The 22,929-nt window shown below is 42.6% G+C and carries 18 protein-coding genes and 1 pseudogene; 14 read left to right on the top strand and 5 right to left on the bottom strand.

Going from position 1 to position 22,929, the window contains the following annotated elements; translation table 11 throughout:
- Positions 1-133 precede the first annotated feature (133 nt).
- Positions 134-1,807 carry an Ig-like domain-containing protein gene (locus tag AAEZ00_RS04645; protein WP_124012473.1) on the top strand — a complete coding sequence of 558 codons (1,674 nt, stop codon included), beginning with the start codon at positions 134-136 and terminating at the stop codon, positions 1,805-1,807.
- A gap of 1,182 nt (positions 1,808-2,989) precedes the next feature.
- Here AAEZ00_RS04645 and degS read toward each other — a convergent pair.
- Both degS and degQ read right to left on the bottom strand, forming a co-directional pair.
- Entirely contained in the window at positions 2,990-4,069 is a 1,080-nt protein-coding gene (gene degS, locus AAEZ00_RS04640) for an outer membrane-stress sensor serine endopeptidase DegS (RefSeq protein ID WP_351075124.1), read from the bottom strand.
- A 186-nt stretch (positions 4,070-4,255) separates the two neighbouring features.
- On the bottom strand, positions 4,256-5,605 hold the full coding sequence (gene degQ / locus AAEZ00_RS04635; RefSeq protein WP_335686781.1) for a Do family serine endopeptidase DegQ: 1,350 nt from the start codon (positions 5,603-5,605) through the stop codon (positions 4,256-4,258).
- A gap of 320 nt (positions 5,606-5,925) precedes the next feature.
- Here degQ and zapE point away from each other — a divergent pair, with 320 nt between their 5' ends.
- The 8 genes from zapE (at position 5,926) to rlmB (ending at position 14,206) form a co-directional block, all read left to right on the top strand.
- Positions 5,926-7,038, top strand: coding sequence for a cell division protein ZapE (gene zapE / locus AAEZ00_RS04630; RefSeq protein WP_101034061.1), 1,113 nt, complete (start codon positions 5,926-5,928; stop codon positions 7,036-7,038).
- A 264-nt stretch (positions 7,039-7,302) separates the two neighbouring features.
- Positions 7,303-7,731: a 50S ribosomal protein L13 gene (gene rplM, locus AAEZ00_RS04625; RefSeq protein ID WP_101034062.1), complete on the top strand. Its 429-nt coding sequence runs from the start codon at positions 7,303-7,305 to the stop codon at positions 7,729-7,731.
- A gap of 17 nt (positions 7,732-7,748) precedes the next feature.
- Entirely contained in the window at positions 7,749-8,141 is a 393-nt protein-coding gene (rpsI, locus tag AAEZ00_RS04620) for a 30S ribosomal protein S9 (protein ID WP_101034063.1), read from the top strand.
- Positions 8,142-8,535: 394 nt separating this feature from the next.
- Complete coding sequence (locus AAEZ00_RS04615) at positions 8,536-8,724, top strand: DUF2065 domain-containing protein (protein ID WP_351088402.1); 189 nt, start codon at positions 8,536-8,538, stop codon at positions 8,722-8,724.
- A gap of 69 nt (positions 8,725-8,793) precedes the next feature.
- Positions 8,794-10,089: an adenylosuccinate synthase gene (locus tag AAEZ00_RS04610; protein WP_101034065.1), complete on the top strand. Its 1,296-nt coding sequence runs from the start codon at positions 8,794-8,796 to the stop codon at positions 10,087-10,089.
- A 122-nt stretch (positions 10,090-10,211) separates the two neighbouring features.
- Positions 10,212-10,829, top strand: coding sequence for a tetratricopeptide repeat protein (locus AAEZ00_RS04605; protein WP_164839439.1), 618 nt, complete (start codon positions 10,212-10,214; stop codon positions 10,827-10,829).
- 37 nt (positions 10,830-10,866) lie between these two features.
- Positions 10,867-13,458 carry a ribonuclease R gene (rnr, locus tag AAEZ00_RS04600; protein ID WP_351088401.1) on the top strand — a complete coding sequence of 864 codons (2,592 nt, stop codon included), beginning with the start codon at positions 10,867-10,869 and terminating at the stop codon, positions 13,456-13,458.
- A 7-nt stretch (positions 13,459-13,465) separates the two neighbouring features.
- Positions 13,466-14,206 (top strand): 23S rRNA (guanosine(2251)-2'-O)-methyltransferase RlmB, encoded by a 741-nt coding sequence (gene rlmB, locus AAEZ00_RS04595; protein WP_101034068.1) that lies wholly within the window; start codon positions 13,466-13,468, stop codon positions 14,204-14,206.
- Between the two features lie 110 nt (positions 14,207-14,316).
- Here the strand turns inward: rlmB and AAEZ00_RS04590 are convergent, their stop codons facing one another.
- Complete coding sequence (locus tag AAEZ00_RS04590; RefSeq protein ID WP_335686783.1) at positions 14,317-15,741, bottom strand: MFS transporter; 1,425 nt, start codon at positions 15,739-15,741, stop codon at positions 14,317-14,319.
- Positions 15,742-15,852: 111 nt separating this feature from the next.
- On the bottom strand, positions 15,853-16,605 hold the full coding sequence (locus AAEZ00_RS04585) for a DUF481 domain-containing protein (protein WP_101034070.1): 753 nt from the start codon (positions 16,603-16,605) through the stop codon (positions 15,853-15,855).
- 215 nt (positions 16,606-16,820) lie between these two features.
- Here AAEZ00_RS04585 and rpsF point away from each other — a divergent pair, with 215 nt between their 5' ends.
- Genes rpsF through rplI form a run of 4 tightly spaced genes read left to right on the top strand, consistent with a single transcriptional unit; the run spans position 16,821 to position 18,257 of the window.
- Complete coding sequence (rpsF, locus tag AAEZ00_RS04580; protein WP_101034071.1) at positions 16,821-17,213, top strand: 30S ribosomal protein S6; 393 nt, start codon at positions 16,821-16,823, stop codon at positions 17,211-17,213.
- A gap of 6 nt (positions 17,214-17,219) precedes the next feature.
- Positions 17,220-17,522 (top strand): primosomal replication protein N, encoded by a 303-nt coding sequence (gene priB, locus AAEZ00_RS04575; RefSeq protein WP_101034072.1) that lies wholly within the window; start codon positions 17,220-17,222, stop codon positions 17,520-17,522.
- Between the two features lie 12 nt (positions 17,523-17,534).
- Complete coding sequence (rpsR, locus tag AAEZ00_RS04570; protein WP_101034073.1) at positions 17,535-17,762, top strand: 30S ribosomal protein S18; 228 nt, start codon at positions 17,535-17,537, stop codon at positions 17,760-17,762.
- Between the two features lie 42 nt (positions 17,763-17,804).
- Positions 17,805-18,257, top strand: a complete 453-nt coding sequence (gene rplI, locus AAEZ00_RS04565; protein ID WP_101034074.1) for a 50S ribosomal protein L9 — start codon at positions 17,805-17,807, stop codon at positions 18,255-18,257.
- Positions 18,258-19,123: 866 nt separating this feature from the next.
- Here the strand turns inward: rplI and AAEZ00_RS04560 are convergent.
- Positions 19,124-21,313 (bottom strand): annotated as a pseudogene (locus AAEZ00_RS04560) (S46 family peptidase); the annotation flags it as partial.
- Between the two features lie 130 nt (positions 21,314-21,443).
- Here AAEZ00_RS04560 and dnaB point away from each other — a divergent pair.
- Entirely contained in the window at positions 21,444-22,850 is a 1,407-nt protein-coding gene (gene dnaB, locus AAEZ00_RS04555; RefSeq protein WP_101034076.1) for a replicative DNA helicase, read from the top strand.
- The last annotated feature ends 79 nt before the right edge of the window (positions 22,851-22,929 follow it).

Below are 22,929 nucleotides of genomic sequence, written 5' to 3'. Positions count from 1 at the left end.
TTAGAGACTGTGAACTATCGTTATCTATCTCTTTATAGGTAATCCGCAAATACTGAGCATATGTCCAAAGAGACATATCAATCACGCCCAACAACATTGTGCAGTGATTGAAAGCCAATTTGAGGATGAACTGATGAAAACAATAATTCCATACAAAAAATTACTTCTTGCCAGTATGATTACCATGCTTGTTGCTTGTGGTAGTGACAATGACGATACCGTTACTCCACCACCAGCAGATGAAAATACCCCCCCAGTAGCAACTGCTGATATTGCCAATGTTCTGGCTGCACAAGTTGTGACCATTGATGTGCTAGCAAATGACACCGATGCCGATGGCGACACCTTGGCAATTGTTTCTGTTGATTCTGGTAGCGCAGTGATTAAAGATGGCAAGGTTGACTTTACCGCTGGTGCAGAAGCCGGTGAAGTGACGTTTAATTACACCATTACTGATGGCACCGACGAAGCATCAGCTGTAGCCACGGTAACCGTAGAGGCTATTCCTGAGCCAGAAGCATTAAGCTATGTCGGGTCTTCATCTTGTGCTGCCTGCCACGCTGATACGCACGAGACTTTTGTAAAAACTGGTCACAACTTCAAAATCATGAAAAACCCGGGCAATGATGCTCCGGTATTTCCGTATACTCCTGCTACAACCATTATTGGCGCTATCGATTTGTTGGTCAATTCAACAGCCAATAATGATTTAGGTGCACCAACAAGTTATGACGAGGTCTCATATACTGTTGGTGGTTACGGTTGGAAAATGCGCTGGTTAGACAAAGATGGCTACATCGTTACCGGTCAAGACGTGCAATACAATATTCGTAATGCTGCTGGTGAATTGAATATTCCTGATAATCATCCAGGTGATGTGGATGTTATGGGCGATTACAAGGGAGACCAATTCAATGTTAAATATAGCTGTGGTAACTGTCATACAACGGGGTGGAAACGTACGACTGATGTAGCAGGTGGCGATACTCGCAGCCCATTACGTCAAGATGATCTTCCTGGCATGGATGGTACCTTTGCAGAGCAAGGCGTTCAGTGTGAATCTTGTCATGGCGCGGGTAGTGAGCATGTCAAAGCACCATCATCAGAAAATATCGTTAAGATTGCCGTTGCTCGTATAACCGAAGATTTCTTAGCCGATGATATGGGCTATGGTAAAGCGGTCACATGCGCCGAGTGTCATACTCGTGATGGTGAGAAAGATTACCCAACATTTATTAGCCATTATAACGATGCCTTCCCTGATGGAAGTAAAGTCGGTGGTCGTATCATCTCTAGTGGTGGATTATCAAAGCATCACCAGACTGGCGATGAAATGTTAGGCGTTGTACCTGAAGACCATGGCACTTATAAAGCCGGTGACGAAATTGGTCCTAAGAGCGGTATGGCGTGTACCTCTTGTCATGATTCTCACAAGTCTACCTTAAATGCAGACAGTGCTGATGGTTTGCATACTGGTGCAGTTAAAGAGTGTTCTTCTTGCCATATGGGTGAATACAAGAAAGAGTTTACCGTTGGAGTACATGAGTTTGTTGCAGAGTGTACCGACTGTCATATGCCAAAATTGGCTAAGAGCGCAGTAAAACATTTCGGAAAAGATGGCACAACGGCCTTTGGTGACGTCAAATCTCACCTGTTTACTCTTGACCTAGACCCTGCCGCGAAGCAGTTCACTGAAGATGGTAAGTTCCAAATGCCTTGGGCAACCGCGCAGTACTCTTGCGGTGAGTGCCATGCTGATTATGCTGATAAAGCAGCAGCACTACCTGATGGTAAAATGCATAAGTAAACATTAGCGCTACCTTAAAGCCATGCGGTATTCCGCATGGCTTTTTTTATTGTTAAATGATGAAGCCGTCAATAATCTGGTTTTAGATTATCCATGTAACTGTTGTGATGAAACTGTTTGAGTAACTTAAATGAGTTAACGAATTAACCGCTTAATGAAAAAAGCCATCAATATTAATTGATGGCTTTTTTCATTAATGTTTAACTGCCGGGGTTTATGGATCAAAGACCTTATGTTGCTCACTATTCACCAAGGCAAAATAGTTTCAAACCATCATTTGGCGTTATTGAACCATCCCGCCAGTATTAAGCGAGTGTTATTACCAAGTAGCGCTAACATGAATGAATTTACACAATATAATCATGACTTACATTGTTGAACAAACTAAAGCTCAGCTGCAAGAAGATAAAATACTTACCCCGCACTAAAAATAGTGATTGAGTTGATTTAGGTTGTCGTGGTGATGCAGGGGAATAAATTAGCGCTCAACAGTAACAATAGTCGTATCCTTCATAAGATATTAATCAACACAAACAGTCTAAAGATAAATTAGATCAACAATCGGTGGGTAAAAAGTAGTGTGGGTAAAACATCAATGCAGACGGATACACTGATGCTATAAAGGTAATTATTGTTGAACGAGACATTATTCCCAAAGGGAATTATTAATAGTTTGGTTTTCAAAAACGGCATGTCGTCGGCATCGTTATTCACTGCATAGTCAAAGCGTTTCAAGTTCAATTATTGACGACGAACAAGGTAATCGTTTTGTTGGTGAATTCCCCTAAGGGATAAATAGCCCATGGTGAAGGCGTTAAAGCCTATGGCGTTTACTTATCGCTATATCCGTTATTGCCTTATTGAGTAATATGTTAGCCACAATTATGCTGAAAATGATATCAGGATGACAAAAGTGCATCAAAAGACCTGCCTGCTTTAGGCATTGGCAGGCCATAGATGTTTTACTTAATTCGAGTCACTAATCGACTTAGTTAATAGACTGAGTTAATCGACTTAGCAAAAAGCTAAAATTTCAGCAACACATGGCTTAGCATTTCAGTTAAAGAATAAATTGTCTTATATATTTATATTTATCTAAGAAAATGCGGAATCGTTAGCGCTAGTGTTGTACAAAAAAAGCCATTCAATTGAATGGCTTTTTTGTCGATATTTTTAATGGTATTACTCAGGGTTAGTGACTTTTTCTGCAATAATGACTGGCAGCGTCTGCTTTTTACCCTCACGTATAATGGTCATGTTGACTTTCGTGCCCGGTGGGGTTTCTGCAATTCGGTCCATCAACATTTCAACACCAGGCACATCTTCGTCATTATACTGAGTAATAACATCCCTAGGGGTTAAACGTGCTCGGGCAGCCGGTCCGCCAGGATCGATACCCGTCACCAACACGCCTTTCAAATCTGGTAGGTTAAGTATTTGTGCCATGACAGCGTTAAGCGGTTCTCCCGAAATGCCTAACGCGCCACGAATAACCCGGCCATCCTTAATTAATTTGTCCATAATACTGTGGGCTAACTTTATCGGGATCGCAAAGCTAATGCCGTTACCACCATTATCGCCACCCACTTGGAATGCCGCGGTGTTGATACCAATGAGCTCACCACCGGTATCGACTAATGCTCCGCCAGAGTTACCGGCATTAATGGCCGCATCTGTTTGTAAGAAGTCTAAGTAACCAGAACTTAAGCCGTTGCGGCCGGTTGCACTAATAATACCTTGGGTAATGGTTTGGCCAATGTTGTAAGGGTTACCAATCGCCAATACCACATCGCCGACTTGGGCTAGTTTATCAAGATTAACCGGTACGATAGGTAAATTATCGCCTTCAATTTTTAATACAGCTAAATCTGTTTCGGGATCGGAACCCACCACTTCGGCAGTAAATTTTCGCCCATTTTGCAGTGCAATAACAATTTCGTCGGCTTTTTTTATCACATGGTAATTGGTTAGTACATAACCTTCGTTACTCATTATTACCCCAGAGCCTAAGCCTTGAAGCGAACTTGAATTGAGTGGATTACCTTGATCAATACTAAGACTGTAAATATTAGCAACTGCCGGTGCGGCTCGTCGAACGGCTTTAGCAAAAGATAATTCTGAGCCACTGGAGCTGACATTGGATAAATTATGATTGAACGAGGAATTTTGCATCAACGAGGTTATGGCTAAAAAAACAGCTGCCATGATCAGACCAAATACCACAGCTTTAGTTATATAAATGCAAGTGTCTTTTAAATTCATGGCTTGAATAATTGTTAAAAATAATAGTTGAAATATTAACATAGCTCAAAGAAATAAGCACCGACCAAAGGCTTGGCGATGCTTCATTCTTTAACTAACACCAAAGACTATAACGTAATGGTTGTTATTGCTGTGTGACTCTGTTTATAGGCAATAATAATGTAATACATGTTAGCGTAATACATGTTAGCGTAAAACAAGGTAGAGCAAATGGTTGTCACGTAATATTTTAAGTGCCGCAGAGCTTTGATTATCTTTCAACATTTCTGTTAATGCTTTAAGGCTGGTCACTTTACTGCGGTTTAGCCCCACAATTAAATCACCTTTCTCTAAACCGCTCATTGCCGCCGGTGAGCCTTGAGCAACCTCTGTGATCTGGATGCCTTTTTTGCTGTCTTCTAACGTGGCACCTTGTAGCATAGGATGCACATTACCCGCTTCTGCTTCGACTTTATCTGCTTTACCTAATGTCGCTTCAATAGTTTTTTTATCGCCGTCACGAATAATACCAAATTCTACTTCTGCTCCCTCGCCCATAGTGGCCACTTTTGCCCGTAATTCTTGGAAGGTTTTAATACTGCGACCATTGAGGCTGACTATAATATCTCCCGCTTTTAGCCCTGCTTTATCCGCAGCACTTTTTGGCATGACTTCATTAACAAAACCGCCATGCAGAGTATCTAAACCAAAAGCTTTGGCGAGTTCACTATCAAGATCGCGTCCTGATACACCTAATACCCCACGTCTGACTTCACCATGTTCAATAATTTGATCAACAAGGTTATTCACCATATTGGCAGGGATAGCGAAACCAATACCGACATTACCGCCATTAGGGGCGACAATTGCGGTATTTATCCCGATGAGTTCGCCTTTTAAGTTAACCAATGCGCCGCCAGAGTTACCACTATTTATAGCGGCATCTGTTTGGATAAAGTTTTCGAGCATTTCTATGCCTAAACCACTGCGACCTAGCGCGCTGACAATCCCTGATGTAACGGTTTGCCCAAGACCAAATGGGTTACCAATGGCAACAGCAAAATCACCAACGCGGATTTCGTCAGAATCAGTTTGCTTAATAGCGGTTAAGTTTTGGGCTTCAATTTGCAGTAAAGCAATATCGGACTCTTTATCTGCACCAATGAGCTTAGCCGTTACTTCGCGACCATCATGTAAACCAATTTGAATGTCGTCTGCACCGTTAATGACGTGATTGTTGGTAATAATGTAGCCTTTATCAGCATCGATAATAACGCCAGAGCCTAAGCCTCTAAAAGGGCGCTCTTGAACTTGTTCTTGTGGTGCGTTGGGGCCAAAGAAATAGCGAAACACATCCGGTACACGTTGCTTTGACACTTGGGTGCCCGTTACTGCTACCGACACAACTGCTGGCGTTGTGCGTTCTAACATTGGCGCTAAGCTAGGCAGGGTTTGACCGTCAACGGCTTGTGGAATGGCCGCTAGCGACAGCGTTGGTGTCATGACTAACGATGCCGTTAATAACGCAGCAGAGAGTAAGCTTAATTTGGTTTTCATCTAGGGACAGCTCCTGTATACATTCAAGCTTGATGAGAAAAATATCTGGCTTGATGACATGATGTTAAAGTTAAATATCGTTAATCATTTTGCTGATGTGTTGCCTAAAGCTCGTTTTATGATGTTCTACAATGGCGAGCAAGTCAGTACAATTATAGGTAAAGAATAAGCAAATTTACGTTAATCAATCAGAGTGGCTGTTATTATGTTAGTTCCTTTTTTATTAACAAAGGTTAATTTGATCCTTTGAAGCCATTACTCGTACTTATTGTTTAATGTTATTATCCGCAGCAATTATTTGATGTAAGAGAGTCGTAATCGTGTCGCAGTTAACCCCTTGGCAACATTATCAGCAAGACCTTACCCGAGACGACTTTTCACATGATATCGCTCAAGAACAAGCGGTTAAGTCATTGCAACGCGTTTATGACGAGTTGATTGTCGCCGCTAAACCCGTTTCGGGCTTGAATCAGTTGTTTGCTGCGGTGGGGATAAAATCGACATCTGCCCCAGTAAAAGGCTTGTATTTATGGGGTGGGGTTGGCCGGGGTAAAACCTATCTGATGGATACCTTTTTTGATGCCTTGCCCACGGAGAGAAAATTACGTGCTCATTTCCATCGTTTTATGCATCAAATTCATCATGACTTAGGCGAACTTAAAGGGGTACAAGATCCTCTTCTGACGATTGCTAAAAAGATGGCGTCACAATATCAAATTATCTGCTTCGATGAGTTTTTTGTGTCTGATATCACTGATGCCATGTTGTTGGGCACCTTATTTCAAGCATTGTTTAAAGAAGGGGTCGCACTTGTCGCTACCTCGAACATCATTCCTGATGAATTATACAAAAATGGCTTACAGCGGGTGCGTTTTTTACCTGCGATTGCATTGATTAACCAGCATTGTGAAGTCTTAAATGTTGATTCAGGGATTGATTACCGTCTACGGACCTTAGAGCAAGCAGAGATTTATCATTATCCACTCGATGAACAAGCTGATATCAATCTATTACATTATTTTGATCAACTCGCGCCGGAATCAGATAGATTTACCACACCGATAGAAATCGATGGACGCGCCATTCGTATTCGTCAACAGTCGCAAGGTGTACTGTTAATCGACTTCCGTGATTTGTGTGATGGGCCTCGTTCGCAACGTGACTACATGGAAATGGCTTGCTTTTATCATACTGTGCTGTTGAGTGGGCTTGAGCAAATGGGGGCGCAGCAAACGGGTGATGATATCGCCCGGCGTTTCTTAGCTATGGTCGATGAATTTTATGAGCGAAATGTGAAATTGATTATTTCAGCGCAAGTGGAATTGGAGCACATTTATACTGATGGCCTGTTAAGTTTTCAATTCAGGCGTTGCCGTTCAAGGTTGATTGAAATGCAATCGAGAGAGTATCTCGCGTTGGAACATTTGCCTTAGTTTACCAGCGCTATTTTTTTAAAAAAAGCCGAACGCTTTTTGTTCAACGTGTATAGAGCAGTTAATTTAAAATATTATCAAAAAGCAGGTGATCTTTGCTGTGGCTTTGCGTATAATCTGCGACCTGCCCGCGTTAATCCGCCAATTGGGCGGAAGTTATAAGCCAATATTCATGTTCGAAGGGGCAAGAATCGGTAATTTTGTGTTGATTGCAATCCGCATTCAGCATGTAAGACAGAAAATTAACTTTGGGTTTTTGTAATAATGAAGACTTTTACTGCTACACCAGAAACTGTAACTCGTGACTGGTTTGTTGTTGACGCTGAAGGCAAAACTTTAGGTCGTATCGCAACTGAAATCGCAACTCGCTTACGTGGCAAGCATAAGCCAGAATACACACCGCACGTTGACACTGGTGATTATATCATCGTTATCAATGCTGAAAAGGTAACTGTAACTGGTAATAAAGCTGCTGGTAAGATTTACTACTCTCATTCAGGCTTCATTGGTGGCATTAAGCAGATCAGCTTTGAGAAGCTTCAAGCTCATAAGCCTGAAATGATCATCGAGAAAGCAGTTAAGGGTATGTTACCAAAAGGTCCTTTGGGCCGTGCTATGTTCCGTAAGCTTAAAGTTTACGCAGGCACAGAACATAACCATGCTGCACAACAACCACAATTTCTTGATATCTAAACGGGAGGAGTAATAAAATGGCTGCAACTCAGTACTACGGCACTGGCCGTCGCAAAACATCTACAGCTCGCGTTTTCGCTAAAGCAGGTAGTGGCAATATCGTTGTTAACCAACTTCCACTGGATGTGTATTTTGGTCGTGAAACGGCTCGTATGGTTGTTCGTCAACCATTAGAGTTAGTTGAAATGACTGATAAATTAGACATCTATGTAACTGTTAAGGGCGGTGGTACTACTGGCCAAGCTGGTGCAATTCGTCACGGTATTACCCGTGCACTATTGCAACTAGATGAAACATTACGTCCTTCTCTACGTACCGCTGGTTTTGTTACCCGTGATGCACGTAAAGTTGAGCGTAAGAAAGTTGGTCTACGTAAAGCACGTCGTAAGCCACAGTTCTCTAAGCGTTAATTCGTTTTTTGGATTCAAAAAACCCAGCTTACGCTGGGTTTTTTATTGCCTAAAATTTAGCGCGCAAGATGTGTTTTGTGTGCATATTAATGATGTTCTATAAAATCGCTGCAGATAAGCTCGAAAACATCGGCCGAAGATGTCATGCCAATCAAATTACTTTACTCTGTGTTGACGCATTTTTACGTACGACGGCATGATCTATTTTGTTCCATACAAGATAAGACATTTCCTCCATTGTCCATGGCGGTCAGATACAAAAGGTAGATCAATGCAGAGCAGTTGCCGAACAACACTATGCCTTTAAGTCTTGGTCTTGATTAAAACAACTTAAATTCCCGCTGCATGACCCAATATTGAACACGATTGGTGTCAGTTAAAGAGAGACTACAACATGAATATACAGCTGTTAATAACCGCATTTGGCTTAGTTTTAATTCTTGAAGGGCTTGGTCCGTTACTTTTTCCTAACAAGTGGCAAAAATATTTATTAGAGCTTTCAACACAAAAGCAAAATGTTCTCAGACGCTTAGGTGGCTGTTTAGTGACTATAGGTGTCGTTTTATTGATCATTGCGCAATAAAATACTTGCCTATAACCCCCTAAAATCTGTTAAAATTCTATTTTATACCACAAGACGTTGCAGCTAATCATGGGTAAGAATGTAGTCGTGCTCGGCACTCAATGGGGTGACGAAGGTAAAGGTAAGATTGTCGACCTTTTAACAGAACAGGCAAAATATGTAGTTCGTTACCAAGGCGGCCATAATGCCGGTCATACTTTGGTAATTGATGGTGAAAAAACCGTTCTTCATCTTATTCCGTCAGGTATTTTACGTGATAACGTAAAATGTATTATCGGTAATGGTGTGGTCGTTTCTCCTGATGCGTTGATGACAGAAATCAACATGTTAAAAAAACGTGGTGTCCCTGTAGAAGAACGTTTATTAATTTCTGAAGCATGTCCGCTTATCCTTCCATTCCATTGTGCATTAGATGTTGCCCGTGAGAAAGCTCGCGGTAATAAAGCCATTGGCACCACTGGGCGGGGTATTGGTCCTGCATATGAAGACAAAGTCTCTCGTCGCGGTTTGCGCATTGGTGATTTGTTTAATGCAGAACTATTTGCGACTAAGTTACAAGAAGTTATGAAATACCATAACTTTATGCTAACTGAGTACTACCATGTTGAAGCCGTTGATTATCAGCAAACACTAGATGATGCATTGGCAATTGCTGATTATCTCAAAAGCATGTGTACTGATGTCAGTGAAATGTTAGATGTTGCCCGTAAAGCGGGTGAGCCAATTCTATTTGAAGGCGCTCAAGGAACATTATTGGATATTGACCACGGTACTTATCCATTTGTGACCTCATCAAACACAACTGCGGGTGGTGTTGCGACGGGTTCAGGTTTTGGTCCTCGTCATCTAGACTATGTGTTAGGCATCATGAAAGCGTACACGACGCGTGTCGGTGCGGGTCCATTCCCAACGGAATTAACCAATGAAATTGGTGATTATATTGGTGAGAAAGGCCAAGAGTTTGGTGCTACAACGGGTCGCAAACGTCGCCCTGGTTGGTTAGATGCTGTGGCCATGCGCCGTGCCGTTCAAATCAACAGTCTTAGCGGTTTTTGCTTAACTAAATTAGACGTTTTAGACGGTCTAAAAGAAGTTAAGATTTGTGTTGGCTATCAATATGCTGATGGAACAGTTTCAAAGGTGACCCCTTTAGCTGCTGAAGGTTATGATCTAGTTACCCCAATTTATGAAACTATGCCTGGTTGGAGTGAAAACACTTTCGGTGCCACAACCATCGAGCAATTACCTGCCGCGGCAATTAATTATATCAAGCGTCTCGAAGTGTTATTAGAAACGCCCATTGATATTATCTCTACCGGTCCGGATAGAAATGAAACCATGATTTTGGTGAGTCCGTTCAAGTAAACTGAAAAGGCCGCGATAAGCGGCCTTTTTAATGAGTGCGATTAACTGTCGTAGCAGTTTCTACTCAAGAAATACGCTATACTGCCGATGGGTTAGTCATGATAGTGTCATCGAGAATCCTTATGTTGCGTATCTCTTTATTGTTGTTGAGTGTTGTGTCCATCAATGTGTTTGCGGTCACCGAAGCCGTCGATATCTATAGCGATCAACAATTGATTTCGCTCATTCGTTCAAATCAATATTTGCAACGCGTAAAAGCTGACGACTGTCAGTTAGTGCAAGACATTGAAGCCCGTGCAGAAGTGTTGCAGCAACCCATGTACCAGTTTTTATGGGGTGAAATGCTCAATAACGGTGTGTGCGTAAAGGCACATCCCTCTCGCGGTATGGCACTACTGCAAACCGCTGCAGAGCAAGGTAGCCCCGAAGCGATGGTAAAATTGGCAGATTATTATTATCGCGGTAAACTAGTGGTTAAAGATCCTAATCGTGCCGTGCAATATGTGTTGCCTGCCGCAGCGAATGGGGATTTAACCGCAAAAATGATATTGGTTCGTTTATTTGGACAAGGCTACGGAAGTCCTGCCGATTATGAACTAGGCTATCATTGGTTATATAACAGTATATTTGACGACGACGCCCAACAGAAAAAGGCCTCGTCCTTATTGCAGATGCTAGCTGCAAAAATGCCTGCCAGTATTGTGGCCAGAGCACAGCAGCCACAGCTGTACACACGTTAAAGGCTCCACGATATGGAGCGAATTATTTGGAAATTGAATGATCAACGATCCTCATTTTGAGAGAGAACAAGACAAGTACGACAATCCTATTCCTAGCCGTGAGTATATTTTAGAATACTTGCGTGCACAAAAGTCTCCTGTTACCCGCGATAAAATTGCCGAAGCATTAACCATTACTGAAGAAGTGCCATTAGAAGCGCTTCGTCGCCGTTTACGCGCAATGGAACGTGATGGGCAATTAGTCTTTACCCGCGGGCAAAGCTATGGCTTACCTGAACGGATGGATTTATTGTCTGGTACGGTTTTAGGCCATCGCGATGGATTTGGCTTTTTTAAGCCAGATGAAGGCGGTGATGACTTATTTATTAATAATCGCGATATGCTGATGTATTTCCATGGTGATAAAGTGCTCGCTCAAAAAGCGGGTACCGATCGTCGTGGTCGCCGTGAAGCACGTATTGTCCGACTAGTACATGAGCGAACCGCAGCGTTAGTTGGACGTTATCATGTCGACAGCGGTATGGGCTTTGTGATTGCAGATGACCGACGTATTACCCAAGAAATATTAATCGCCAGCGAAGATACGTTTGGTGCTCGCGCCGGTGATGTGGTTGTTGTTGAATTAACTCGTCGTCCAGGTCGTTTTGTTAAAGCTGCAGCAAAAGTGACTGAAGTCTTGGGTAAGACAATGGCACCGGGTATGGAAATCGAAATTGCGTTACGTAATTATGATTTACCGAATACTTGGTCAGATGTTATTGAGAAAAAACTCAAACGTATTCCCGACGAAGTCACCGAAGAAGATAAATTAGGCCGTGTCGACTTACGTCATTTACCCCTAGTCACCATTGATGGCGAAGATGCCCGTGATTTTGACGATGCGGTTTATGCTGAAGCTAAACCAAGTGGCGGCTGGCGTTTATGGGTCGCGATTGCTGATGTGAGTCACTATGTACGTACTGATTCAGCATTAGATACAGAGGCTCGTGGACGAGGTAACTCAGTATATTTTCCGTCGCAAGTTATCCCAATGTTGCCTGAGAAAATATCAAATGGCTTATGTTCATTAATGCCAAAAGTCGATCGTTTGTGCATGGTGGCCGAGATGACCATTTCTGCTGCCGGTAATTTATCGGGAACCAAGTTTTTCCCTGCGGTAATGCACTCTCATGCTCGTTTTACTTACACCCAAGTTGCCGCGATGCTTGAAGGTGGGCCAATCGCCTCTGAGCACCAAGCGTTATTCCCACATTTATTGTGTTTACAGACGTTATATCTCACCTTAGATAAACGCCGTGCGGAGCGTGGGGCCATTGCATTTGAAACCCTAGAAACACAGTTTATTTTCAATGAACAACGTAAAATTGAAAAAATAGTTCCCAGCGTTCGTAACCAAGCACATAAGATCATTGAAGAATGTATGATTTTAGCCAACGTGGCCTCGGCTAAGTTTGTCAAAAAACACAAAGGTGAAGTGTTATACCGTGTTCATGAAGCCCCATCAGAGCAAAAGCTCGCCAATTTCAAAGAGTTTCTTGCTGAACGCGGCTTAAGCATGGATGGCGGGCTGGAACCGACAACCAATGACTATCAAAATCTGATGTTGAAAATAGCCGATCGCCCTGACTTTGAGCTTATTCAGGTGATGTTATTACGTTCAATGCGTCAAGCAATCTATAGCCCTGATAATAACGGTCACTTCGGATTGGCATTAGAGGCTTATTCGCATTTTACCTCACCGATCCGCCGTTATCCTGACTTGATTTTACATCGAGTGATCAAATATTTGCTCGCAAAAGAGCAGGGCGAGGTAAACGATAAGTGGACCCAAGATGGTGGCTATTTCTATCAACTCGAAGAGTTAGATTTATTAGGTGTAGAATGCTCTACCACTGAGCGTCGAGCTGATGAAGCCACTCGCGATGTCAGTGATTGGCTTAAATGTGAATATATGCAAGATCATGTCGGTGATACCTTCGACGCGGTTATTGCCTCAGTCACTAGCTTTGGTTTGTTTGTTAGACTTAACACCTTGTTTATTGATGGGCTGGTGCATATTTCCAGTCTTGGCAGTGATTACTATCAATTTGATCCTATGCGCCAACGATTAGTTGGTGAAAATACCCGCCAAGTATACCAATTGGGTGATGAAGTGACGGTCACCGTCGCTGCGGTAAACCTTGATGATCGTCAAATTGACTTGTTGATGGTGGGTGACAACACTAAAGGCGCGGGTAAACCTGCACGCAAAGGCAGCAAACCTTCAACCGCTCGTGAACGAGTGAATGCAGAAGGGGCTAAATCGGCACGGGGTAAATCGACAGGTAAATCTGATAAACCTAAATCGGATAAACCTAAATCGGATAAGCCTAAATCGGATAAGCCTAAATCCGATAAACCTAAGTCGGATAAACCTAAGTCGGACAAACCTAAATCGGATAAGCCTAAGTCAGATAAACCTAAATCTGATAAGCCTAAGCCCAGCAAGCGTCGTTCAAGTGGAAAAGCTTCATCGCCAGCAGCCAAACCTGCGGTTGCTAACAACTCTTCCGCTGTGGAACAAAAAGCTGATGCCACAAAACCCAATTCTAGTGTTAAGAAAACCCCTGCCAAGCGCAGCAAGAGATAGTAATTAAATGAAAAAACAAGATACCATTTTTGGCATTCATGCCGTTGAAGCATTGTTAAATAATAGCCCTGAACGCGTCATTGAGCTTTGGCTATTACAAGGCCGTGATGACGAACGCTTAACACCGTTGATTAATATAGCGTCCACGTTTGGTACCACACTTCAGCGTGCTGCACGTAAAGTATTAGATGACAAAGCCGGTAGTTCACATCACCAAGGTATTGTTGCGCGAGTAAAAGCGCTTAAGCCTCTAACTGAAAGTGATTTAGATGCATTGCTTGATAAAACAGAAGTGCCTTTTTTATTAATTTTAGACGGAGTTACTGATCCGCATAACCTTGGTGCGTGTCTACGTAATGCAGATGCTGCGGGTGTGCATGGGGTTATCGTGCCGAAAGATAATTCAGTCGGATTAACCTCAACAGTAAGCAAAGTCGCTTGTGGCGCAGCCGAAATCATACCGTTATTTCAAGTGACTAACCTTGCTCGTACCATGCGTCACTTGCAAGATAAAGGTGTTTGGATAGTCGGCGCGGCAGGTGAAGCTGAGAGTAATGTATACCAAGCTGACCTTAAAGGGCCGCTAGCGGTTGCTATGGGTGCTGAAGATAAAGGTTTGCGCCGGTTATCTCGCGAAGGCTGTGATTCATTGGTTTCAATTCCGATGGCTGGAAGCGTGTCGAGTCTCAACGTGTCTGTTGCTTCAGGGGTTTGTTTATTTGAAGCGGTCAGGCAGCGTTTAGGTTAATGACCAACCATTAGCTTGTTTGCTATAAAGCGCGATAAAAAAACGGCGATATTTATCGCCGTTTTTTTATTGTTCAATACATTATTTATCACATATCAAAGTAAAGAAAATTAGCGTCTACCGATTTCGTTGTCGACATCCTCGTCATCCAATTCTTCCGCGATCAAATTATCAGCGCTCACAATGCTAGCATAAGCGGTATTATATTCTGCTGGCTCATCGGTATCATCAAACTCATCATCGGTTGATTCTGGCATGATATCAAATGCACCCTCAGCAGGATTGATCATTTGCTCGTTAACCATTTCAATATCCACGCGTGGATCTAACGAGGCTGCTAGCGGCGAGCCTACCATGTCACCCGCTGCCATTATATAATCTTCGGTAGTCGTGTGCTCAGCTTTTTGACGGACATTAATCCATAGTAGTCTTACGAGTAAAGTAAACGAACAGATGGCCATAAATCCATAGAGCATTTGGTCGCCTAACGCTTGCATTAAGCCAGAAGCAACTAAGGGGCCAATACTTGCTCCTATACCGAACGTGACTAATATTGTGGCTGACAGTCCTACTCGCTCGTGTTGCTCTACGCGCGAGTTAGCTAATGCGGTTGCTAATGGATACAAGGTAAAAGCTAAAATACCAAATAGGCTGGTTAATATTAATGAATATACTGAGTGGAATGGGACGACAGTAATAATTAATACGATAACACCCAATAAAGTGCAGTTAATTCGAATTAATAAGCTACGAGAGATCTTGTCGGATAATTTACCCATGGGCCATTGAGCTAACAATCCTGCAAAAATGGTACAAGACATGTAGATCGCAACGTGTTCAGGATCAATGCCTTTGGCAGTGGCGTAAGATGGAGCCAAACCATAAAAACACCCCACTATCATGCTACCTAATGCTATCGTTGTTAGGGCTTGAGGAGCGAGTTTCCAATAACGACCCATTTGTAATGGTGCCGGCGTTAACGGTTCAGGATGAATTCTGCGGGTGATTGAAATTGGCACAATACATAATGCGAAGCATATGGCTATTAATAGTAGCGGTTCTAACCCTAGATCAGGATATAAGCTAATGGCTCCCTGGCCAGCCATTAATGCTAAGTAAGATACAATCATGTAACTCGCAAAAACAGTGCCGCGTTGATTGGTTTCAGCTTGTTCATTCAACCAGCTTTCTAACACCATGTATTGGCACATCATTCCCATACCGACAGCAAAACGTAGCACTAACCAGACAGTTAAGTTGTCTATTAAGGCATGACCCAGTGCAGAGGCGGTAACGATCCCCGCACAAGCAACAAAAGCACGAATATGGCCAACTTGAGCAATAAGTTTATGACCTACTTTAGAGCCGCAGACAAGCCCAATATAGTAGGCTGACATCATGCCACCAATCCATATCTGTGGAACTTGCATGTTAGTCAGGCTTAAGCCTAAGTAAGTGGTTAGTAAACCTGCCGCCAGCACCATTAAAAAGGTGGTGCTATATAATGATGCAAAACTGCGAAGCGGGCTGTCCATAACTGGGCCTTTATTGGTTCAAAAAGGCTTCATGGCCTTATTTAGTGGTTCAAAAAGGCCATGAGGCCTTATTTATTGAGTGTATTGCTTCGCTTCAATGAAGATCAATAACTATTGAAACGTGTACAACAAGTTGAATGTGGTAATGGTATCGGTATTTCTACTTTCATCAGGAACCACCTCGGTGTACTTGATGTTCATGCCTATTTTAAATGCCCAATCCTGAATAAAAGTATTTTTATAACTCATATCAAGAGTTAATGTATTGTTGTCTTGACCTGTTTCAGCGGTCACATCGGCATTAAAGCTTGTGTACTCTTGTAATTTAACCGTGTACTTAGCCGCAGAACGCAGAATAATATCGCGGTTTGCTTCTGGGTCAGGCACTAAGGTACTTTCTTTGGCTAAGTCATAACGATAACCCGGACCGACTTCAAGGCTTAATTTGGTTTTATAGTTTTTAATCAAGTCAAAGCCATAACCTGCTGAAATAGTTGAAATTTGTGTGTATGAGCCAAATTGGTCCCAGGTAAATTCACCACGACCAAACACATAACCTCGTTCCAACTTATAGTTTGACTGTAAAAACAGCTGATATCGCTCTGCGGTCGACTCGGTTCCATCAGCAGCATAATATGCTTTTATCGTCGCTTCCTGTTTGGTACTCGGCGAGTCATAAGTTAAATAAGTGCGGCCGTTGAAGTTTTTAGTTTCATTATTGCCACTATTTAACTGAAGTCCTGCTTCAATCTCAGCATTAAAATTACTGGGTGGCTCTTGGTAATCTGGTGGAACCAATGCCCATGCTGGTGCAGACAATAGAAAGAAGCAGCATGTGGTTACTATTTTTTTTATAGACATCATTAGAGTGTTTTATTCTTAACGGCGTAAACGCGATATTTTCGACTGTCGACATCATACCTGTAATCAAGATTGCTGAAAAGAGTGAGTTAGTGCTTGAGTTTACGGCGCACTTTATGTATCATCGCGCGCTCAAATCAGTCACTTTAATTCGTTCCTTGCCTCTAACTTGGTCTGACTGAGCCAAAACGAGGCTACCTAACCGTAAGGAGCAATAGATGCGTCATTATGAAATCGTATTTATGGTTCACCCAGATCAAAGTGAACAAGTCCCAGGTATGATTGAGCGTTGCACCGGTATTATCACCGCTGCTAATGGTACAGTCCACCGTTTAGAAGATTGGGGTCGCCGTCAATTGGCTTACCCAATTCAAGACCTACATAAAGCTCACTATGTTCTTATGAACGTAGAAGCATCTGCAGAGTCTATTGAAGCACTAGAAACAGCTTTCCGTTTCAACGACGCTGTTCTGCGTAACATGGTAATGCGCACTAAAGTTGCCGTTACTGAAGATTCTCCTATGGCAAAAGCAAAAGACGAACGTGAAACACGTCGTTCACCTGCTGATGACCGTAAGGTAGAAGAAAGCGCTGAAGAAAAGGCTGAATAATTTTTTGTGAATAACCACTTAACGTTGTCAGGAACGATAACTCGTTCAAGGCGATTTGATAGCCCTAGCGGTATTGCCCATGTGGTCATAACGGTAGAGCATAAATCACAGCGACAAGAAGTAGAAATGTTGAGAAACGTCTACTGTTTGATCCAAGTGGTATTAAGTGGCCCGCGCTTTAATAGCGTTGCAAATAAATTACAAGCAGGTGTGCAAGTTGATGTTGAAGGGTTTCTTTCACTACAACAAGGGCGAAATGGCCAAAACCGTTTAGTCTTGCATGCTGAAAATGTCGAATTGAAAACTTAGGAGACTGTCAAAATGGCACGTTATTTCCGTCGTCGCAAGTTCTGCCGCTTCACCGCTGAAGGTGTTGTACAGATTGATTACAAAGATATCGTTACTTTAAAGAACTATATCACTGAAAGCGGTAAGATTGTTCCTAGCCGTATCACTGGTACTAGTGCTAGATATCAACGTCAACTAGCTCGCGCTATCAAGCGTGCTCGTTATCTTTCTCTACTGCCATATACTGATTTACATCAGTAATATTGCAGTATTAATTCCTAATCGAATATAGAGGACTTGATAATGAACGTTATTCTGCTAGATAAAGTTGCAAACTTAGGTAGCTTAGGCAACCAAGTTTCTGTTAAAGCTGGTTATGCTCGTAACTACCTTTTACCTTACGGTAAAGCAGTTGTAGCAAATGCAGCAAACATTGAAGTATTTGAAGCTCGTCGTGCTGAATTAGAAGCTAAATTAGCTACTGAATTAGCAACAGCGACAGCTCGTGCTGATAAATTAACTGTTTTAGAAGGTGTAGTTATTACTTCTAAAGCGGGTGATGAAGGTAAATTGTTCGGCTCAATTGGCAACCGTGATATCGCTGATGCAGTTACTGCAGCTGGCGTAATTCTTGCTAAATCTGAAGTTCGTTTACCTTTAGGTGCTTTACGCACTACTGGTTTCTTCGAAATTGAAGTTCAAGTACACGCTGAAGTTAAAGCCGTAGTTAAAATTTCTGTAGTTGCAGAAGCTTAATTACCTTTAGCTCCATAAAAAACACCGCCCTAGGGCGGTGTTTTTTTATGTCTGCGATTTAATCCCTCGCCTTGCTAACCATAACTGTTTAGGCCGCACGGCCAGCTGTTTGGGATCGTTCAATGTCAGATAATATACCAGTGAACATCTATTTGATGGTCACTGGTATATTGTTTACTAGGGTTAGTTTGGTTCTTTTCCAGCTGTTGCTTCAGGGGCTACTACAGCAGTACCTTGGCAGGTGCTTTCGTTGCAACTTCGGGCACAGCTTCAGGTGCGACTACAACCGCTGCTTTGGCAGGTGTTTTAGTTACAATTTCGGGCACAGCTTCAGGTGCGACTACAACCGCTGCTTTGGCAAGTGTTTTAGTTACAGCTTTAGTTACAACTTCGGGCGCTGCTTCAATCACGGCTTTGGCAAGTGTTTCAGCTACAACTTCGGGCACAGCTTCAGGTGCGACTACAACCGCTGCTTTGGCAGGTGTTTTAGTTACAGCTTTAGTTACAACTTCGGGCGCTGCTTCAGGCGCTACTAAAACCACTGCTTTGGTAGGTGCTGTCGTTGTAACTTCGGGTACGGCTTCAGGCGCTACTTCAATTACCGTATCTGCTTGTGCCTCAGTTGCCACTTTGGGTGCTAGTACCGTTACTGCTTCAGCCGTCGCTTTGGTAGGAACTTCAGTCGCTACTTCAATTGCAACATCGGGCGCTACTTCAATTACCGTATCTGCTTGTGCCTCAGTTGCCACTTTGGGTGCTAGTACCGTTGTTGTTTCTGTCGTCGCTTTAGTAGGCGTTTCAGATGTGATTTCTGGCAATATTTCAGTTGTCGCTATGGCAGTTGCTACCTTTGCTTCTCCTTCAGCCTTGGTCACTAATGTTAACTCTTTTATCAAATTGTCAGCGTGATCGACCTTATCCATCATCCACAAAATGTAGCGAATATCGACATGCACTGCACGGGTAATCGTTGGGTTAAAGAACCAATCTTTAGTAATGGCTTCATAAGTTGAGTCAAAGTTGAGACCGACTAATTCGCCTTTACCATTAAATACCGGTGATCCGGAATTACCGCCTGTAGTGTCAGCGCTTGATAAAAAGTTAACTGGTACTGAGTTAAAATCAGCGGGCTTGTCTAAACAAGACATAAACTGACAACTACTTTGCTGTTGATATACCGATGTGACGCGATGCTTGCCCAAGTCATCAGCTTTAATGGCTGCTAATAGCTTGGCCGGGACATAGTAAGGTTCTTCTCCGGTGTTTTTAGCAAGGATGCCGGCTAAGCGAGTAAATGGTTGCTTGTATAACGCGTCTTTGGATTGGTAACCATCAACCATGCCATAAGTAATGCGTAAGGTGCGATTAGCATCGGGATATACTGGCCAGTTATTTGATTTGTAATAGTCAATAATCGCCTTCATATATTCAGGGTGAACGAACGACAGCTTACCTTCAAGCAACTTTTCACTTATCTCTAATGTCATGTTGGTTTCATGAATGGCGACCGCTAAACGAATAAACGGGTCTGCGCTAATTTCAAAATCTGCAGCCGTTTTAGCCATCCATGCAAGGCGTTTAGTTTGATTAGTTAGCTCAGTTAGTGCGTATAAACTTTCAACTTTTGTTTCTAGCTGTTCAAAACTGTCTGAGATGCTTAAGGCATTATCAAACACTTGGTTTTTTAACGGTTGGCGAACATAAGCTTGTAAGTCTTGTAGCCATAAAATTTTATCGACCACTGGGTCAAAGCTGCTATCGATGCGTTTGAGTGCTGCTTTAAACATTTTCATATCACGAAGCTGAAACCCAGATTCACGTTGGTCATTGGGTTTCTTTCTTTCTTTAGCCAAACGGTAAAGTTTACTCGCTACCTGAAGCATTTCGCTTGATTGGGCATTTTTAAAGAAATAATTGGTTTGCATTTGCTGATGTTTTTCGGCAAGTAGCGCTTCAAGATCGCTGATTAGATTTTGGTTAGCATTAGGGTCTTTTTTAAGCCAAGCTAAAAAGTCATTCTCGCGTTGCTGCTTAATGCCGACAATATCGGTAGCGTTAAAGCCATCTAACAAGCCATTAAGTTTTTTCATTCGATTAGCCATTGAGGCCATAGTGCCTGCATATTTAAGCGCAATATCTTTATCGATATCACCCATTAAAGTAATGGTGTCAATTTGTAATTGGTAGCGTTTTGCATACGTTGGATATATCCAATCACTGGCAAATTGCAGCTCGCTGGTTAAGTTGTACCGGCTGGTCGCGCCTGGATAACCGGCAACAAAGATACCGTCGCCAGCTTTTACACCGTCAGCATTAATTTTAAGGTAGCTTTTAGGGCTATAAGGAATGTTATCTTCTGAATAAGAGGCCGGTTTACCGTTTTTACCGACATAAGCGCGTAAAAATGTAAAATCACCTGAATGACGGGGATATTCGTAGTTATCAATATCACCACCAAATCCGCCAACACTTTCAGGGGGGGCATACACTAAGCGTACATCACGAATGATTAACTGTTTAGTCAGATAATATTCTAAACCATGGTGAAAACTGTTAACCGAACAGCGATAGTTGTCATCTGCTTCGCAGCTTTTGATTAATGCTTTGCTGTTGGTTTGAATTCCTTTAAAGCGTGCCAAAGGTTCAGTACTTAAGTTAGCCATCACTTGGCTGGTCACGTTGGTGACTTTCTCGGTAATGTATAAGCGTTCGTTTGGCCCTGCTGAAGGTTCCTCTGCTTGAGTGTTTGCTAAAAAGCCATCTTCGAGGTAATTATGTTCTTTTTTACTGTTATATTGTATGCCGCGATAAGCACAATGATGGTTTGTGACAACTAGGCCTTGGGGGGATACAAAACTGGCGGTACAATACCCCAGACTGACGACAGCATTCATTGGGTATTGTCCCAAATCGGCCAGTTGTGATGCGGGAATAGCAATACCGCGTTGTTGGAGTTTGTCGGCTATGGATGGCATTTGATACGGTTGCCATTGGCCTTCGTCGGCACAGGCAAAGCCAGATGTCAGCAAAAGTGCTGCAACAAGTGCGATACGCATGTATTTTCCTTAAATTATTATTTTATTTCCGTTTGACGGAGCCGTTATTTTAATTCGTAATGATGGCAAATTAAGCTTGATCACGGTGTTATACCATATTTTGTAAAGTCGTTGTAAATTGGGAGTGTTAATGTCACAGCAAGGTGCTTTTAAAGCCAGAAACAGGCAGAGAGATGTAGAAGTTAATGCATTAAAATTGCCTCCTCACTCTATTGAAGCAGAACAATCCGTTTTAGGCGGATTGATGCTAGACGCTGAAGCGTGGGATCGTGTTTCTGAAGCGGTTGTGGCCGAAGATTTTTATTCTCGTTCTCATCGAATGATTTTCATGGCTATGCAACGTTTAATGGAGTCTAGCCAACCTCTGGATTTGATTACCGTATCTGAGCAGTTAGAAATTGAAGACCAATTAGACGATGCCGGCGGCTTTGCTTATCTTGGTGAAATTGCTAAAAACACCCCCAGTGCAGGTAACATTTTATCTTACGCTGATATTGTTCGTGAACGTGCGGTTGTTCGTGACATGATCGCTGTTGCTCACGAAATTGCTGATGCGGGTTATAACCCAGAAGGCCGTGATTCAAGTGCATTATTAGATTTGGCTGAAAGCAAAGTGTTTAAAATTGCTGAAATGCGTACTAATGCCAATGAAGGCCCAGAAAACATTAAAAGCATTCTTGAAAAAACCGTCGACAGGATTGAGCAGCTTTACAATAATCCTCATAATGGTGTTACTGGTGTTTCAAGCGGTTTTAATGATTTAGATAAAATGACTGCAGGTTTTCAGGCTGGCGATTTAATTATTGTTGCCGCACGTCCTTCCATGGGTAAAACGACCTTTGCGATGAACTTGTGTGAACAAGCGGCTATGAATGAAGATAAGCCGGTGCTCATTTTCAGTCTGGAGATGCCATCTGAGCAGATCATGATGCGTATGTTGGCGTCGCTGGGCCGAGTTGATCAAACCAAAATTCGTACCGGCCAACTAGACGATGAAGATTGGGCGCGCGTGTCATCGACCATGGGCATTATGCTTGAACAAGGAAAAATGTTTATCGATGACGGCTCAGGACTCACCCCAACAGATGTTCGCAGTCGTGCCAGGCGTATTGCTCGAGAGCATGGTGGTTTGTCTATGATAATGATCGATTACCTACAACTAATGCAGGTACCGTCGTTAAAAGATAACCGTACTTTGGAAATTTCGGAAATTTCTCGCTCGTTAAAAGCGTTAGCTAAGGAACTGGAAATTCCGGTTATCGCGTTGTCGCAGCTCAACCGCTCACTAGAGCAGCGTGCTGACAAACGTCCAATTAACTCTGACTTGCGTGAATCGGGTGCGATTGAGCAGGATGCCGATTTGATTATGTTCATTTATCGCGACGAAGTGTATAACGATAACTCTGAAGATAAAGGCACTGCTGAGATCATTATTGGTAAACAGCGTAACGGACCCATTGGGCGTATTCGTCTAGTATTCCAAGGTCATTTTTCTCGTTTTGATAATTATTCTGGTCCACAGTTCGACCAAGATTAATCATTGATTATGTTATATTTAGTTATAGTTTTCTGTTGTTTATGATAGCAACATATCGCTGTTAGTGTGGTTGCATTTG

Source organism: Shewanella sp. S1-49-MNA-CIBAN-0167, assembly GCF_040310145.1.
Lineage (GTDB): Bacteria > Pseudomonadota > Gammaproteobacteria > Enterobacterales > Shewanellaceae > Shewanella > Shewanella psychromarinicola.
The sequence above is the reverse complement of the archived record's forward strand: the minus strand, read 5'-3'. Positions and strand labels throughout refer to the sequence as shown.

What these genes read in the sequence shown, in the direction of transcription:
- AAEZ00_RS04645 (WP_124012473.1), top strand. Translation starts at nt 134, where the DNA reads ATGAAAACAATAATTCCATACAAAAAATTACTTCTTGCCAGTATGATT.
- degS (WP_351075124.1), bottom strand. Translation starts at nt 4,069, where the DNA reads ATGAATTTAAAAGACACTTGCATTTATATAACTAAAGCTGTGGTATTT.
- degQ (WP_335686781.1), bottom strand. Translation starts at nt 5,605, where the DNA reads ATGAAAACCAAATTAAGCTTACTCTCTGCTGCGTTATTAACGGCATCG.
- rplM (WP_101034062.1), top strand. Translation starts at nt 7,303, where the DNA reads ATGAAGACTTTTACTGCTACACCAGAAACTGTAACTCGTGACTGGTTT.
- rpsI (WP_101034063.1), top strand. Translation starts at nt 7,749, where the DNA reads ATGGCTGCAACTCAGTACTACGGCACTGGCCGTCGCAAAACATCTACA.
- AAEZ00_RS04615 (WP_351088402.1), top strand. Translation starts at nt 8,536, where the DNA reads ATGAATATACAGCTGTTAATAACCGCATTTGGCTTAGTTTTAATTCTT.
- AAEZ00_RS04610 (WP_101034065.1), top strand. Translation starts at nt 8,794, where the DNA reads ATGGGTAAGAATGTAGTCGTGCTCGGCACTCAATGGGGTGACGAAGGT.
- AAEZ00_RS04605 (WP_164839439.1), top strand. Translation starts at nt 10,212, where the DNA reads ATGTTGCGTATCTCTTTATTGTTGTTGAGTGTTGTGTCCATCAATGTG.
- rnr (WP_351088401.1), top strand. Translation starts at nt 10,867, where the DNA reads ATGATCAACGATCCTCATTTTGAGAGAGAACAAGACAAGTACGACAAT.
- rlmB (WP_101034068.1), top strand. Translation starts at nt 13,466, where the DNA reads ATGAAAAAACAAGATACCATTTTTGGCATTCATGCCGTTGAAGCATTG.
- AAEZ00_RS04590 (WP_335686783.1), bottom strand. Translation starts at nt 15,741, where the DNA reads ATGGACAGCCCGCTTCGCAGTTTTGCATCATTATATAGCACCACCTTT.
- AAEZ00_RS04585 (WP_101034070.1), bottom strand. Translation starts at nt 16,605, where the DNA reads ATGATGTCTATAAAAAAAATAGTAACCACATGCTGCTTCTTTCTATTG.
- rpsF (WP_101034071.1), top strand. Translation starts at nt 16,821, where the DNA reads ATGCGTCATTATGAAATCGTATTTATGGTTCACCCAGATCAAAGTGAA.
- rpsR (WP_101034073.1), top strand. Translation starts at nt 17,535, where the DNA reads ATGGCACGTTATTTCCGTCGTCGCAAGTTCTGCCGCTTCACCGCTGAA.
- rplI (WP_101034074.1), top strand. Translation starts at nt 17,805, where the DNA reads ATGAACGTTATTCTGCTAGATAAAGTTGCAAACTTAGGTAGCTTAGGC.
- dnaB (WP_101034076.1), top strand. Translation starts at nt 21,444, where the DNA reads ATGTCACAGCAAGGTGCTTTTAAAGCCAGAAACAGGCAGAGAGATGTA.